Origin of the sequence: Photorhabdus stackebrandtii, from assembly GCF_011189495.1 — a bacterium.
Classification (GTDB): domain Bacteria; phylum Pseudomonadota; class Gammaproteobacteria; order Enterobacterales; family Enterobacteriaceae; genus Photorhabdus; species Photorhabdus khanii.
On record NZ_PUJV01000004.1, the window covers coordinates 72986 to 89169 of the forward strand.

General features: G+C 44.3%; 17 protein-coding genes and 1 pseudogene. 17 read left to right on the top strand and 1 reads right to left on the bottom strand.

The genetic code is table 11. From position 1 onward, the window contains the following. Position 1 precedes the first annotated feature (1 nt). From C5470_RS04960 to C5470_RS05045, 17 genes and pseudogenes are all read left to right on the top strand, one after another. Positions 2-391, top strand: coding sequence for a 5-carboxymethyl-2-hydroxymuconate Delta-isomerase (locus tag C5470_RS04960; RefSeq protein ID WP_166286484.1), 390 nt, complete (start codon positions 2-4; stop codon positions 389-391). After that, complete coding sequence (locus C5470_RS04965) at positions 391-1620, top strand: Bcr/CflA family multidrug efflux MFS transporter (protein WP_081738283.1); 1230 nt, start codon at positions 391-393, stop codon at positions 1618-1620. Before C5470_RS04960 ends, C5470_RS04965 begins: the two co-directional genes overlap by 1 nt. Then, the gene (locus C5470_RS04970; protein ID WP_036849914.1) at positions 1610-3082 is read left to right on the top strand and encodes an NAD-dependent succinate-semialdehyde dehydrogenase; all 1473 of its coding nucleotides are present in this window, start codon (positions 1610-1612) and stop codon (positions 3080-3082) included. Before C5470_RS04965 ends, C5470_RS04970 begins: the two co-directional genes overlap by 11 nt. A gap of 4 nt (positions 3083-3086) precedes the next feature. After that, positions 3087-3890 carry a 2-oxo-hept-4-ene-1,7-dioate hydratase gene (gene hpaH / locus C5470_RS04975; RefSeq protein WP_152963046.1) on the top strand — a complete coding sequence of 268 codons (804 nt, stop codon included), beginning with the start codon at positions 3087-3089 and terminating at the stop codon, positions 3888-3890. 11 nt (positions 3891-3901) lie between these two features. Then, complete coding sequence (hpaI, locus tag C5470_RS04980) at positions 3902-4708, top strand: 4-hydroxy-2-oxoheptanedioate aldolase (RefSeq protein WP_152963047.1); 807 nt, start codon at positions 3902-3904, stop codon at positions 4706-4708. Between the two features lie 98 nt (positions 4709-4806). Beyond that, complete coding sequence (gene hpaX, locus C5470_RS04985) at positions 4807-6183, top strand: 4-hydroxyphenylacetate permease (RefSeq protein ID WP_036849908.1); 1377 nt, start codon at positions 4807-4809, stop codon at positions 6181-6183. 27 nt (positions 6184-6210) lie between these two features. Then, positions 6211-7101, top strand: coding sequence for a 4-hydroxyphenylacetate catabolism regulatory protein HpaA (gene hpaA, locus C5470_RS04990; RefSeq protein WP_152963049.1), 891 nt, complete (start codon positions 6211-6213; stop codon positions 7099-7101). 365 nt (positions 7102-7466) lie between these two features. Then, complete coding sequence (locus C5470_RS04995; RefSeq protein WP_036849904.1) at positions 7467-7784, top strand: YjeO family protein; 318 nt, start codon at positions 7467-7469, stop codon at positions 7782-7784. Between the two features lie 376 nt (positions 7785-8160). After that, complete coding sequence (locus C5470_RS05000; protein WP_036849901.1) at positions 8161-8640, top strand: Hcp family type VI secretion system effector; 480 nt, start codon at positions 8161-8163, stop codon at positions 8638-8640. A 2-nt stretch (positions 8641-8642) separates the two neighbouring features. After that, a complete protein-coding gene (locus C5470_RS05005) occupies positions 8643-9512 on the top strand; it encodes an RNase A-like domain-containing protein (RefSeq protein ID WP_166286486.1) in 870 nt (289 codons plus the stop codon). A gap of 66 nt (positions 9513-9578) precedes the next feature. Then, the gene (locus C5470_RS05010) at positions 9579-9899 is read left to right on the top strand and encodes a contact-dependent growth inhibition system immunity protein (protein ID WP_132355035.1); all 321 of its coding nucleotides are present in this window, start codon (positions 9579-9581) and stop codon (positions 9897-9899) included. A gap of 261 nt (positions 9900-10160) precedes the next feature. Next, positions 10161-10451, top strand: coding sequence for a contact-dependent growth inhibition system immunity protein (locus C5470_RS05020; RefSeq protein WP_166286488.1), 291 nt, complete (start codon positions 10161-10163; stop codon positions 10449-10451). Positions 10452-10492: 41 nt separating this feature from the next. Next, a complete protein-coding gene (locus C5470_RS05025; RefSeq protein WP_166286490.1) occupies positions 10493-10813 on the top strand; it encodes a contact-dependent growth inhibition system immunity protein in 321 nt (106 codons plus the stop codon). Between the two features lie 44 nt (positions 10814-10857). Further along, entirely contained in the window at positions 10858-11463 is a 606-nt protein-coding gene (locus tag C5470_RS05030) for a contact-dependent growth inhibition system immunity protein (protein ID WP_166286492.1), read from the top strand. Positions 11464-11507: 44 nt separating this feature from the next. Next, positions 11508-11816, top strand: coding sequence for a contact-dependent growth inhibition system immunity protein (locus C5470_RS05035; protein WP_166286494.1), 309 nt, complete (start codon positions 11508-11510; stop codon positions 11814-11816). A 45-nt stretch (positions 11817-11861) separates the two neighbouring features. After that, entirely contained in the window at positions 11862-12176 is a 315-nt protein-coding gene (locus tag C5470_RS05040) for a hypothetical protein (RefSeq protein WP_036849896.1), read from the top strand. Positions 12177-12563: 387 nt separating this feature from the next. Then, positions 12564-12881, top strand: a pseudogene (locus C5470_RS05045) (SDR family oxidoreductase); the annotation flags it as partial. Positions 12882-13169: 288 nt separating this feature from the next. On the opposite strand, the gene C5470_RS05050 reads toward C5470_RS05045, so the two are convergent. Further along, a complete protein-coding gene (locus C5470_RS05050; RefSeq protein ID WP_166286496.1) occupies positions 13170-16184 on the bottom strand; it encodes a PfaD family polyunsaturated fatty acid/polyketide biosynthesis protein in 3015 nt (1004 codons plus the stop codon).

The window sequence follows — 16184 nt, forward strand, 5'->3', positions numbered from 1 at the left end:
TATGCCACATTTTTATGCTGAATGTACGGAAAATATCCGTGAACAAGCCCATCTGCCAGCGCTGTTTGCCAAAGTGAATCAAGCACTGGCAGATACCGGCATTTTTCCATTAGCGGGCATACGCAGCCGTGCTGTCTGGCTGGATACCTGGCACATGGCTGACGGTGAGCAGGATTACGCCTTCGTCCATATGACGCTGAAAATCGGTGCCGGGCGCAGTCTTGAAAGCCGTCAACAGGTTGGCGAAATGTTGTTCAGCCTGATCAAAGAACATTTTGCCTCACTGATGGCACAGCGTTACCTCGCCCTCTCTTTTTCGATGGAAGAATTGGACCCGGTACTGAACTACAAACAAAACAACGTTCACGCCTTGTTTCGTAAGGAACAGTGATGCCGAAGCCCTTTAATCAACATCCCCCGCGCTGGCTTATCCCGTTATTGGGTGCGCTGGTGGCATTCGGGCCTTTGTCGATTGATATGTACCTGCCAGCCTTGCCAGAAATGGCAAGGCAACTACAGGCGACACAAGGGCAAATGCAATATACTCTAGGCGCGTTTTTCGCCGGTTTTTGTATTGGCATGCTGTTATATGGCCCACTGAGTGACCGTTTAGGACGCAGAAAGCTGTTGCTCAGTGGCATGGTGTTATTCGTCGTCGCCAGTGTGGCATGTACATGGGTGACGCAAGTTGAACATTTGATTTTACTGCGTGCATTACAAGCATTTGGCAGCGGCGCAGCCGTTGTTATGGCCAGAGCCATCGCCCGTGATATCTATCGCCCTGCGGAATTACCCCGGGTGCTGTCACTGATGACGCTAGTGACGATGATAGCGCCACTTATCGCCCCCTTACTCGGTGGCTTACTGTTAACCTATTTCAACTGGCAGGCCATATTTATTTTACTGACGCTGGTTGGCTGTATCAGTGGGTTATTATTATTATTTTTGTTGCCAGAAACGCTGCCTGCCAATAATGACGGTGGAAAACTTATCTCCGCGTTTAAAAACTACGGCAAATTACTGGTTGACCGTGAAGCCATGGCGACTATCGGCACATTGGCATTCACTTGTGCCGCCATGTTCGCTTTTATCAGTGGCTCGCCTTTCGTCTATATCGATTATTTTCAGGTTCCGGCCAACTACTACGGATTACTGTTCGGCTGTAATGCACTGGGCATGATAGCGATGGTGCTGTTCAATGTCTGGTTATTGAAAGTTTACAGCCTTTCCCGTCTGTTATTGATCCAAACCAGCGCTCAATTACTGTTTGGCATTTTGCTGGTTATTTTTTATCAGCAAAACCTGACTGTTATCGTTATTTTGGTTGTACTGGTTATATCGCTGGTTAATGCCATTGGTACTAATAGCCTCTCTTTATTACTTCAACATCGTGGTCAACTTGCCGGCAGCGCCAGCGCACTCGCTATCTCTTCGCAATTCGCGATGGCGGCGCTCGCCAGCGTTGCCGTCTCTTTATTACAAGATGAAACCCCTTTTGCTATGGCCCTTGTGATAGCCGTTTGCGCCGGGTTGAGTTGGTTATGTCAGCTACTGGCAACTTCTCACCAACAGACGCAATCCATCCAAGTGTTTTTAGGAGAAAAAAACAATGACAAATAATGTGAATACAGAACTATTACGTCAGCAGGCTTATATCAACGGGCAATGGCTCGATGCCGATAACAAAGTCACGTTTAAGGTGACTAACCCGGCAAATGGCGAGGTAATTGCACAAGTCAGTAATATGGGCGCAGCGGAAACCGAACGGGCAATTGCCGCCGCTCAACAAGCCCTGCCTGCCTGGAGAGCCATGACCGCCAAACAACGCAGCCAGCTTCTGCAACGCTGGTTTCGGTTAATGATGGAGAATCAACAGTCTCTGGCAGAATTGTTGAGTCTGGAGCAAGGGAAACCGCAGGCGGAAGCGATGGGAGAGATCGCTTATGGTGCCAGTTTCATCGAGTGGTTTGCGGAAGAAGGTAAACGTACCTACGGTGAAACGATCCCAAGCCCGCTGCCCGGTCGCCGGATCATCACGATCAAACAGCCTATCGGCGTTGTCGCCGCCATTACGCCGTGGAACTTTCCTAATGCCATGATCGCCCGCAAAGTTGGCCCGGCACTGGCCGCTGGCTGTACTCTGGTACTGAAACCCGCCGCAGAAACGCCACTTTCAGCTCTGGCTTTAGCCGCGCTGGCTGAACAAGCAGGCATTCCCGCAGGCGTACTGAATGTTGTCACGGGAAAAGAGGCTAAGGCCATCGGTGGTGTTATGACCCAAAGCCCGATTGTGCGCAAACTCTCGTTTACCGGCTCAACCAGTGTCGGCAAATTACTGATGGCCCAAAGCGCCGATACCGTGAAAAAGCTGTCACTGGAACTGGGTGGCAATGCGCCATTTATCGTTTTCGATGACGCAGATATTGATGCCGCTGTACAGGGCGCACTTACCGCTAAATTCCGCAACAGCGGTCAAACCTGCGTTTGTGCTAACCGTATCCTAGTGCAGGAAACTATTTATGACACCTTCGCAGAACGTCTGGCACAAGCAGTCAGTGCATTACAGGTTGGCCCAGCCAGCGACGTCAAATCACAGCAAGGCCCGCTAATCAATCAGGCAGCCGTCGATAAAGTGCAAGAACACATTAGTGATGCCGTTTCTCATGGCGCACGCATACTGGCTGGCGGCAAACCACACGCTCTGGGCGGCTTGTTCTTCGAACCTACCGTGCTGGTTGACGTCACTGAATCCATGCTTATCTCCCGTGAGGAAACATTCGGGCCTATCGCCCCTCTCTTCAAATTCCGTGATGAGGCAGAAGCCATTCATCTGGCAAATGATACTGAATTCGGCCTGGCAGCTTATTTTTACTCCCGTGATATCGGCCGGATCTACCGTGTGGCTGAAGCGCTGGAAAGCGGCATGGTCGGCATCAATGAGGGCTTGATTTCTAATGAAGTCGCTCCATTCGGCGGCATTAAACAATCGGGGCTGGGGCGAGAAGGTTCACGTTACGGCATCGAAGATTATCTGGAAGTGAAATATCTCTGCTTTGGTGGCATAGAGGACACAGGAGCTTAACCACATGTTACAGAAAGAAGTCGTATCACAGGTTGCACACCGTCTGCATCAGGCAGAGAAAAGTTGTCAGCAAATACGCCAGATCTCGTTGGATCACCCTGAAATCACTATTGACGACGCTTATGCCATCCAGCGTGAATGGGTGAATTTGAAAATTGCGGAAGGTCGCGTACTCAAAGGCCACAAAATTGGCCTGACTTCCAAAGCCATGCAAGCCAGTTCACAAATCAGCGAGCCAGACTATGGCGCTCTGCTGGATGATATGTTTTTCCCTGATGGCAGCGATATTCCCTGCGACCGCTTTATTGTGCCCCGTATCGAAGTCGAACTGGCCTTCATACTGGCAAAACCACTGCGTGGCCCAAACTGCACTTTGTTTGATGTTTACAATGCGACAGATTATGTCATTCCGGCGCTGGAGTTGATCGACGCCCGTTGTCACAACACCGATCCGGAAACCCATCTCCCACGCAAAGTGTTCGATACGATTTCTGATAATGCCGCCAACGGCGGAGTGATTATGGGCGGCCGCCCGATTAAGCCAGACGAGCTTGATCTGCGCTGGATCAGCGCCCTGCTCTATCGCAATGGCGTGATTGAAGAATCCGGCGTTGCGGCAGCAGTGCTTAATCATCCAGCTAACGGTGTTGCGTGGTTAGCAAACAAACTGGCACCACACGGTGTTCAACTTGAAGCAGGGCAAATCATCCTTGGTGGCTCTTTTACCCGCCCGGTTCCGGCACGTAAAGGGGATACTTTCCATGTGGATTACGGCCCACTCGGTTCCATCAGTTGCCGTTTCGTTTAAGGGGGAAAAATATGGATCGATTAACCAACACATTTAAACAGGCATTAAAAGCAGGCCGTCCACAAATCGGCTTATGGCTGGGGCTTTGCAGCCCCTACAGTGCAGAATTAGTGGCCGGATCCGGTTTCGACTGGCTATTGATCGATGGCGAACATGCGCCGAACAACGTTCAGACGATTCTGAGCCAATTGCAAGCAGTTGCACCTTATCCAAGCCATCCCGTTGTACGCCCGCCCTGGAATGATCTGGTGATCATCAAGCAGTTGCTGGATGTGGGTGCCCAAACCTTACTCATCCCCATGATACAAAACGCCGAACAGGCTTACGAAGCGGTTCGTGCCACCCGTTACCCACCGGAGGGTATTCGTGGCGTAGGCAGCGCTCTGGCAAGAGCTTCTCACTGGAATCGAATTCCTGATTACCTGCATCGTGCCAACGATGAGATATGCGTTCTGGTTCAGGTAGAAACCCGTGAAGCACTGCGTAACTTGCCGGAGATTCTTAAAGTAGACGGTGTGGATGGTGTTTTTATCGGCCCGGCGGATCTAAGTTCCGATATGGGTTTTACCAATAATCCACATCACCCTGAAGTGAAAGCGGCGATTGAGCAGGCTATCGCTCAAATCAAAGCAGCGGGTAAAGCGCCGGGTATTCTGATGTCAGCCCCCGCTGTTGCCGAGCATTACCTGAAACTCGGCGCGTTGTTTGTTGCTGTCGGTATCGACACAACGTTACTGGCTCGCGCGGCAGAAGCGCTGGCGGCACGGTTTGGCGCGGGCAAAGACCTTCCCGCAACGCCTGCATCCAGTGTTTATTAATCCTGACAATGACCAACATTAACAACCGATTTACCCGACAACCTTTTGATTTGCCATAACAACGTAATACAGATAAAAAAATAATAAGGAAAATGACAATGAGCGATTCATCCACTGCCGCGCAACAGTCGGATCTCCCGGCGGCTAAACATAAGCAGCTAACGGCACAACAGCAATCCATCATTAACAAGCTATTCCGTCGCCTGATTATTTTCCTGTTCGTCTTATTTGTATTCTCGTTTCTGGACCGAATCAATATCGGGTTTGCCGGCCTGACCATGGGTAAAGATCTTGGGCTGAACGCGACAATGTTCGGTCTGGCAGCAACCCTGTTCTATGTCACTTATGTCATCTTCGGTATTCCCAGCAATATCATGCTCAGTATTGTCGGGGCGCGACGCTGGATAGCCACGATCATGGTGCTTTGGGGGATCTCCTCCACTGCCACCATGTTCGCCACCGGACCAACCAGTCTGTACATCTTACGTATGTTGGTCGGTATCGCCGAAGCAGGTTTCGTACCGGGTATCCTGGTCTATCTGACTTACTGGTTCCCGGCTTATTACCGCGCCCGCGCCAATGCGCTGTTTATGGTGGCAATGCCGGTAACCATGGCTTTTGGTTCTCTGGCTTCCGGTTACATTCTGGCAATGGATGGCCTCTTGAACCTTCACGGTTGGCAATGGTTATTCCTGCTGGAAGGTTTTCCTTCGGTATTACTGGGAATAATCGTTTGGTTCTATCTTGATGATTCACCAAAACGAGCCAAGTGGTTGACAGATGAAGATAAAAAATGCTTACAAGAGATGATGGATAACGACCAACCTGCTCCGGTTCAACCGACAGGCTCATCAACTCATCAAACCATGCAAAAACGCAGTATATGGCGTGAGATTTTCACCCCAATAGTGCTGATGTACACCCTAGCCTATTTCTGCCTGACCAACACACTGAGCGCGATTAATATCTGGACGCCACAGATTGTACAAAGTTTCAATCAGGGCAGCAGTAACATCATGATCGGTATTCTGACCGCCATTCCTCAGTTTTGTACCATTATCGGGATGGTTTACTGGAGTCGCCGTTCAGACCGGTTACAGGAACGTAAAATGCATACCGCTCTGCCCTATCTGTTCGCTGCCGTGGGCTGGATATTGACGTCACTGACCAACCACAGTGTCATTCAGTTGATTGGGATTATTATGGCTTCGACCGGTTCATTTACCGCAATGGCCGTCTTTTGGACAACACCGGATCAATCCATCAGCTTACGCGCAAGAGCGATCGGCATTGCGGTTATTGCCGCCACGGGTAACATAGGTTCAGCACTCAGCCCGTTATTAATCGGCTGGCTGAAAGACCAGACCGGGAGCTTTAATACGGGTCTCTATTTTGTAGCCGGATTACTGATCATTGGCGCAGCCATTATCCAGACGATCCCAATGAAACATGCCAGACCGAGAGCAACAACGTAATTTTCAATAATATAAGGAAAAACCAGCATGACCGGGCCTATCATTGCCAATATTGATATCAGCAAAGATTATGATGAGACCCAAGGCACAGATGATGTGCATTACCAAACTTTTGGCCGAATGGCGGCATTTTTCGGTCGTGATATGCAAGCTCATCGCCATGATGGTTTCTTCCAGCTTCATTTTTTGATCACCGGCCATATTGAATTGCAGTTGGATGATCAACACTATTCTGTACAGGCACCGCTGTTTATCCTGACGCCGCCCTCCGTTCCTCATGCTTTTTTTACTCAGGATGACAGTGACGGATATGTACTTACCGTGCGGCAAGATCTGATATTACCGCTATTAGAATCACTCTATCCTACCAACAAAGATATTCTGGATATTCCGGCGATTTGCTTATCTGTCGCAGATAAACCGGAAGAGCTGGAAGCTTTTAACCATTACTGGGCATTAATAGCCCGCGAATCATCCAATAACTTTATCGGGCGGACGCAATCACTGACATTTTTAGCGCAAGCGCTATTCACCTTGCTATTGCGCAATATTCCCCTTGATGACCACCCCGTCAATGGGGTGCGGGGAGAAATTAGATTATTTCAGCGATTTAACCAATTAATAGACAACTATTATCGTCATCATCTTTCCGTACCGGAATATGCCCATAAACTAGGCATTACCGAATCACGGTTAAAGGATATGTGCCGTCGGTTTGCCAATCGCCCACCTAAACGATTAATTTTCGACCGTCAACTACGTGAAGCCAAACGGTTATTACTCTTCAGTGATTGCGCTGTATTTGAAGTTGCTTATCAACTTGGATTCAAGGATCCCGCCTATTTTGCCCGTTTTTTTAATCGATTAGTTGGCTGTTCTCCCAGCCTTTGGCGAGAAAAAAATACTCGCGAAATATAAACACCAATACTATTTATAGCAAGATAGGCACTTTTTATTCTAACCGTAAGGAAAATATGAAACTTGAAAGTTTTAATATCGAACGAAAATCTTTACTTTAAACTACAAATGAGGTGATGATTACTTCGCTATCTTTTTTTCAAATCTTTATATTTTCTGCTATCAACTCACCCCAAGTTTAATCATTTTTGTTACAAAATCTCTTCCCAGAATTAAAATTATGAATATACTGGAGTTATACGACTTACTGGAACTATTAAGGATAAGTTAATGGCGACCGGAGTGCCGATACTAAGGAAAAACCGCTATTTTACTATTTGTGGAAATAGAGAAAAGACAATGCATTTAATAATGAGAATTTCAGAATGAGCAGATTAGCTATCGCTTTGGTTTTAAATATCAGTTATGCCATTTTTTGCGCGTTATTTATATTTTTGATGTCTTATTTAGAAGAAGAACACTACGTAGTTGGTAAGGATTTAAATAACATCTGTGCTATTTATAGCGCGCTTATAGATGATAACCGTGATCTATTTGCACCAACATGCTTACTGATTATATCGCCATTAATTTATGCAACTGCAAAGAAAAGATTCAAATCACGTTCCCTTAATGTCATTACATTTACGTTACTGGGATATTGGATATGGCGGTTTTTTATCAGACTCATGGTATGTATTTAAAATAATTTCGAACAGTTAGGTAGCAACTATCAGATGCTACCTGAATATCCTGTCGGTCTTAAACTCCATTTTATACTTTGATTTTATGACAATCGTGGCATTTAAAAACCACGTATTTCCTGATATGCAAATCACAGAATTAAAAATATCTTTATAAACCTCTCTTCATGAAAAAATAACCATCTCATTATCACTAACCATATGATATAAAAAGATAAATAACCTGATGGCATTGATAATATTGACCCTATTTCTTCGCCATATTCCTTTTGTATCCGCCTTATTAATGTAAATTATTTCAAATTTACAAATTTTTGGTTGATTTTTCCACACACCCTACAGGAGAATCGAATAAACAGTATAAGGAGCAACCAATATGGCGAATATAATTTACTTAACACTGAAAGGTAAAAAACAGGGTTTAATCTCCGCTGGCTGCGGCTCCTTAAATTCTATCGGCAATCATTACCAGCATGGTCATGAAAATGAAATTTTCATTTACACTCTTCAACATTTAATGACCCGAGAGCAACATGCTTCTCATCACCCGGTCATGATAATAAAGCCTATCGATAAATCTTCTCCTTTACTGGCGCAATGTTTTTCTGAAAATGAAGAACTGGAATGTTTATTTGAATTGTACCGAACGTCACCAACCGGAGGGTTAGAAAAATACTATTCTATCAGGCTAGGCTATGCTTTTATATCCAGCATAAAAACCAATTACCCGCACTCCAAAGACAATAATTCAGGCACACCACAAGAAGTTATCTGTTTTACTTACAAGAATATCACCTGGAACAATCTTGCTTGTTCAACGGGTTCTTACAGCTTCTGGGATGACAGGATCTATTAACCATGAATAACGCCAATTATTTGACTGATGATGCTGTTGATTCAGAATCTGAAAATGGGTTACGCATTGTTTTATCGCCGGTTCAGTTGGCAGCGATTCTGTCGGATAATACCGTTACTGAAGAGGAAACCTGGAGTAACCGAATATTAGGTGGGGCTGGTTTAGCCGCCGGGGTGGTTGAACTTATTGGTGCAGGTGGTCTCTGCCTTGCACCCGACCCGACAACGCTAACTAAAGCGGCCTGTGTTATTGTCGGGGCACATAGTCTTGACGTCATGAATGCTTCTGCCAGTCAAATGATAACCGGCAGAGAAACAATGACGGAAACTTATCGTGCGGCGGTAGATTTAGCGAAAGAATTTGGTGCTGATGACTATACCGCGTCTGAAATAGGTCTTACCGTTGATATTGCTGTACCGTTATCATTTGCTTCAATAGTGGGAGCTGTTAGGGTTGCCTCGGTACGAGTAGGCAGAATTAAATTAATTGAACATGAGTCAGAGACAGGGTTAAAACCGGGTGGTCATACTTTGGCTAAACATGTTGGGTTATCGGAGCAGGAGTTGAGGGATAGGATACTAAACAGTAAAGGAAGATTAAGAGAAGCAAGCACATTTTATAACCAAAATGTGGCAGAGAAAGTAATTTCAAAAGCCTTAAAGAATAATCAGATAAAAATAACCACTCTGCTAAAACATACTCCAAAAGGAGTAAAAGAAGAGATTGAATATGTTTCAAGCACACCTGTTGGTTTTGGTATTATTAATGGATCTCAAAATATACAGAAACTGTATAAAGTTAGAGTAGTTCTAACTCATTCCGAATTCAATGGTAAACTATATTATATATTAACAGCATTTCCAGTATATTAGGATTTACAAATAAAAACTTTAAAAGACTAAGATTATACATTCCAACATATAAAAGGTTTAATTAAAATGAACGGACAATATCCATTTCTAGACATCTTAGTAGGTGCTTATTTTTGTCAAGATTATGACTTATTGTATGGAGAAACTATGGATGAAGTCATAGATTGCTTTCTTAATGTTGCAACTCATGAAATGATTAAGAAATTAATAGAAGAGATTGACTCTTTTATTAACATTTCAGAAGATATAGAGAAAGATTTTGACGCTCTTTATTATAGTGACTTCGACCCAGACTTTTGGGATACTGCTACAGCGCTTGGTTTTTTAAACTATGTATCCAAAAGAGCTCGAGATTATCTAAACAAGCATACTGAAAAGGAAGTTTAGCTTATAAATGGACAATATCCATTTCTAGACATCTTAGTAGATGTTTATTTTTGTCAAGATTATGACTTATTGTATGGAGAAACTATGGATGAAGTCATAGACTGCCTTCTTAATATTACAACTCAGGAAATTATTAAAAATATTAATAAAAGAGATTGACTATTTTATTAACACCTCGAAGGATATAGAGAAAGACTTTGACGTTCTCTATTATAGTGAATTCGACTCGGATTTTTTTAATTAAAATTTATGGAGAAGAAGATGGAACTAAATCGTTTAATGTTTGCTTATTTCAATCAAGATTACGATATAATATCTGGTCCAGAACTTGATGACGTCATAAATGACTATCTTGATACTGCAAGTGAAGCAATGAAAAGAGAGTTAATGAAGGAGATAGAATCCTTTATCCAGAATTCAGAAGATATAGAGAAAGACTTTCAAGTACTCTATTATAGCTCTAGTTTTTGCCCTAAATTATGGAATACCACAGCATTTGAATTTTTTAAATACGTATTGAAAAAGACACAAGATTGTTTAGATAAATATTAAAGTATTCTTGAATGCAACAATAGAAAAGGAGGTTTAATTTGATGAACGAACAGTATCCTTTCCTAGATATTTTAATGTACGCTTATTTTAATCAAGACTATGCGATAATATCTGGACCAGAGCTCAATGATGTTATAGATGACTTTCTTAATGTCGCGACTCAGGGAATGATAAAAGGGCTAATAGAAGAAATCGATGACCTTATTGACACATATAAAGACGTAGAGAAAGGGTTTGATTCTCTCTATCACGACTCTGATTTTTGCCCTGAACTGTGGGACACCACTGCGCTTCATTTTCTAAATTACGTCTCTAAAAGAGCGCAAGAATTTTTAAATGAACACCCTGAAAAAGATGAATAATTAAAACATTCTTAACACAACAGAAAATAAAGAGGTTTAATTCAATGAAAAGAGAAACTAAAACACAATACTTAGATAACTTTATAGGTGCTTATTTTAACCAAAATTGTAATAGGTTTGGTGAAGCAACAATAGATGAGGTAATAACTGAGTATATAAATAGCGAACCTCCCCTTCTTATGAAAAAACTAATAAAAGATATTGATTACTTTATCCGTAATTCCGAGGATGTAGAAAAAGAATTCAAAGAACTGTATCGCCATAGTTTTAATTCTGACTTATGGAAAACTGCTGCTTTAAACTTTCTAAATCATGTATCGGAAAGAGTACAAGATTATTTAGAATTCAATGGAGACAAAATGGAACTCAATCGTTTAATAGGCGCTTATTTTAATCAAGATTGCGAAATAATATCTGGTCCAGAGATTGACGATACGATAAATGACTATCTTGAAACAACAACTAAAGGGATGAAAAGAGAATTATTAGAGGAGATCAAGTCTTTTATCCATAATTCTAAAGATTTAGAAAAAGAATTCAAAGAACTATATCGTTATGATTTTAACCCTGATTTATGGGAAACTACTGCTTTAGACTTTCTAAATCATGTATCAAAAAGAGTACGAGATTATTTAGATAACGATAACTAATCATAGTATTCTTAATGCAACAATAAACAAAGAGGTTCAATGAAATGGAAAAAGAAATAGAAAGGAAATATATAGATGATTTAATACTCACTTATTTTCATCAAGATTATCAATTATTTGGCGAAACAATAGATGAAATAATTGATGACTATCTAAATTGTCAATATCCAATAACCATAATAAGCTTAATAAGAGAGATTAGAATTTTTATCAGTAATTCTGATGACGTAGAAAAAGATTTTGATAGTTTAAATTATAATGAATTTGTTCCTGAATTATGGGAGACCACTGCATTAGATTTTCTAAATCATGTATCCAAATTAGCACAAGAATATTTGGATAAAGATGACTAATCATAGTAATTTTTAATATGACAGTAAATAAAGAGGTGAAATATAATGGAAATGAGAGAAAAATTGCAGTACATAGATAAGCTGAAAAATGCTATTGATAATAATGATTTTGAATCATTTCACAAAATATTCAATGAGTTGCAAGGAAACTTTCTTAATATTGCACCGCTAATATTATTAGACAATATTAATCATCTTATCCGTGACGCTAAAAATATAAAAGGATGTTTTAGCAGCCGTCATTATGATGCAACTGATCCAAAGTTATGGGAAACTATTAGCGCCATATTAGAACATCTGAATCAGTCATCAAAAATAATGCAAAGTTATATGAATAAACACCTTGAAAAGGATAAATAAATCAACCTTGAATTCATAAAATTTTCAAATAAAAAACGCTTTTGAAGGTCATTAATTATATATTACATTTCAAAAGCGCCATTCAATAATAAAACACTATATATTAGCTGAATTTTCAGAATAAAAATCACATATAAAAAAGTTTAACTTAATATAATCAGAAACATAAACACAGTATTACAATAATATTAGAAAATGTTATTTTCATCCAAGGCAATTATTTATCTTGCGAAACAGCAATTAACTATAAAAATATCCTCAACCCTATTCACAATAGGAATAATAGAACATATCAATTATTTTATATTTAATTACAAACAGTTAGAGAAAAAATTAAAATAATTACATTATAGTGACTTTAATTCTAATATATGGAAAACTATTATAGCAGCATCCCGGCTGGGAGCACCGCATGAATATATTGATTACGCGGCATCGAAAGGCGCAATTGATACTTTAACTATCGGTCTGTCTCTGGAAGTCGCAGATCAGGAAATTCGGGTAAATGCCGTTCGCCCCGGATTTATTTATATTGATATGCACACCAATGGCGGCGAGCCAAACCGGGTTGAACGGGTAAAAAATTCCCTGCCGATGAAACGTGGCGGACAACCGGAGGAAGTCGCCCAGGCTATAGCCTGGTTGTTGTCAGATGAAGCTTCATACGTCACCGGGAATTTTATTGACCTGGCCGGAGGGAAATAAAAAAATCAAAATTATCAGAGCAAGTACACTCCCCGTTTCATCAAACCTGAAACGGGGAAACTCATACAGTAAACAATCGACATTGACTCAGATTTCCTCTGGGATAAAGCAGGATTGGCATATTAATAGCAAGGCAAATTGCTGCTGCCTGGATAAATAATATGCCAGAACGATCGTCCAGCTTAGTGCATATCCTCCGCGGTCACCAGATAGCCGATATCCAGCAGCACCTCGACAACCACCGAACCAAAACCGCCTGCCGCACCAGTGATGACGGCAATTGCCGACTCATGTATCAATCCCTTCTTTGAAAGTAGTGTCGATAATCTTGCGGGCGTTAACCATGGCATCGAAGATGCGTTCTTCGAAGAAGCGCACATCATCCTGTGACATCAGCAAGTTGGAATAGATACGCGACAACGGAGAGAACTGGATGCCGTAGTGTTTAGCCGTCTCGCGAATAATACCGCCGCAGAACTTTACCTTATCTCTGTAACCCAGGGATTGCTCGACCGGCTCCTGCTGGGAGTGGTACACCAGCGCGGTTGGCATGCCCTGAATCACCAGAGGTAGATCAACCGCTTCAGCCGCCTTGACGAAGACATTGGCAAGTTGACGAGTAATGCCGGCCATGCGGTCGTAACAACCCAGATCACGCTCAATCAGTGAAAAGGTTGCCTTGATAGCCGCCAGCCCCAGCGGGTAACCGTTGAAAGTACCGGTATGAATTACTTTGCCACAGGTATACAAGTTCATGATGTCGCGGCGGCCAGCAATGGCGGAAATCGGCATTGCACCACCACCCAACGCCTTGCCAAAGGTCGCCAAGTGCGGGGTGACGCCCAACAGTTGCTGCGCACCGCCGAGGCCCAGGCGCACACCAGTGATAACTTCATCGAAAATCAGCACAATATTGTATTTTTCACACAGCGCCTTGGCCTTCTCCAGATAGCCTTCACGCGGGAAAATACCGCCACCATTGATACAGATGGGCTCCATCAGCACAGCTGCAATTTCGTCGTGATAGCGCTCAATAGTCGTCGCGAGCACGTCAATGTCATTCCACGGCAGCATAAAAGACTGACCTGCAATCGAACCGCTCTCTTGTCCCCAGGTATCGGGCAAATCGCCCTGAAACTGCTCCGGCGCCGGATAGCGAAGATCCTGCGCATTACACCACCCCATCATGTTATCGGCATTGCCATGGTAATGGCCGTGGAAACGAATAAAGCAATTTTTACCGGTAAAGCCGCGTGCCAAACGTAACGCGTTCTGTACTGCCTCGGTACCACTCAGGCAGAAGCGGACCATCTCGGCACAGGGGATGTACTTCACCATGGTTTCACACACTTCCACTTCCAGATCGCAGGTATCCACCGACGTGATCTTGCCCATGTACTGAATTAGCGACTCGTTGTAGGCTTCATTGTGATGACCAACAAACAGTGCGCCGAACTTACAGAATAGATCGAGGTGTTCATTACCATCCAGGTCCCAGACGCGCGAGTTGCGCCCACGGTTGAACGGGATCACCAGAGACCGTTCAAGATCGCCGAAGTTGTAATGAGTGCCACCAGGCAGCAGATCCCAACACTTTTTATAAAACTCCGTTGAACTTTTCAATGACAGTTTTGTTACTGCGTCTATAGATTGCTTACTTTCCGACTGTGTTTGTGGTGTCGAATTGCCGTTAGCATGATTCACACCTTTGAATAAGTTAAATGGCGCATACCGCTTAACCGGTTCAGGAAGCGTGACATGCATAAGCTCAAGCAGTGCAATGCGAGTCAGGTAGGCGGCACCACTCATCAGCAGATGGGCAAGTTCCGCCACCTTGCGCTGCGCCACATCTTCCAGTAGCGTGCCCTGTAGCCACTCGTTCATCGCCCCCATCGCCGAACCGCACCAGATTTGATAATCCATATGGCGCGTCGCTTCACCGCTTATCGCCCAACGTGATGACTGGCCGAGATACCACTGGAACAGCAGCGCCATTTTTTTCTTTGGCTGCTGTTCCGCCTTTTCAATCACCGCAGACAGGTTGCAACGCTGGAAATAAGCCACCGTCTCCTGCCAGATTTCAGCCAGCGGCTTATGGAAGATCTGCTTTTCCAACTGGGCCACGTCCTGAGCCGGAAGCACGTCCAAGCTGTCGTACTGTTTATACAGCGCGTAGAGTTTCTGGGCGCGTACCGCATACATACTGCCCAGTTTCAGCACTTGTACTTTAGCGCCCAACTCAAACATATCTGCCGATGGTGCCATCGCCACGTCACCTATCTGCGCCTTGCCCAACATCTGTTTTACCGCCTCAGAAGTGCCGGACTCCACGCAAGCCTGGTTTATTGAACCAGTCACCACATACGCCGCGCCGAGGGCAAAAGCAGACAGAATGGCGTGAGGGGTTCCCAAGCCGCCTGCCGCGCCAATCCGCACTCGGAAACGGTGGCCGGACTCATGCTCAATATCGTCGCGTAGCTGCACCACGGAGCGGAAGATGCAGGACAACACCCCTTGATCAGTATGACCACCGGAGTCTCCTTCCACGGTAATGTCATCCGCCATCGGCACCTGACGCGCTAACGCTGCCTGCTCTGCGGTAATCATCCCCTCAGCCAGCAATTTTTCCAGGATATTTTCCGGTGCCGGACGCAAAAAACACTCGGCAACCTCACGGCGTGATACCTTAGCAATGATGCGGTTTTGGCACAGGATGCCGCCATCTTGTTGCCGCTTCAGCCCACAGGTACGGTAGTACACCAATGCCATGCTCAGTCTGATGTAGGCCGAGGCCTCAACCACCCTGACCTGGTGCTCCATGCACAACCGCACACAGGCCATTTCCCACTCCGGGTTGCCGGGGTTGTGCAGTAGGTTGACACCAAATGGCCCGTTGGGCAGGTGCTCGCGCAGCGTGGTAATCGCCTCGGCAATACGCGGAATGCTCAACCCGCCAGCACCTAAAATGCCGAGGATACCTTGCTGACCCAGGGCGATCACCATCTCTTCTGAATGAATACCATTTGCCATCGCCCCGGCGTAATAAGCCAGGCGTACGCCATAATCCCGGAGGAAACTGTTATCCCCCAGATCGGCTGCCGTTACCGCCGGTAACATGCCGAGCACGACCGCCTGCCCGGAAGGAAGTGGTTCATTGGCCGGTAACAGCGCCACCCTGTCACCCCATTGCACCACTTGCAGGGCGTGATCAAGATCATACAAACTGGCAGAACCCGCCGTCAGCGGCAGCGCAGATGCTGGGTGTCGGCTACCGGATTGATTAACAGATAAACGATGACTCAT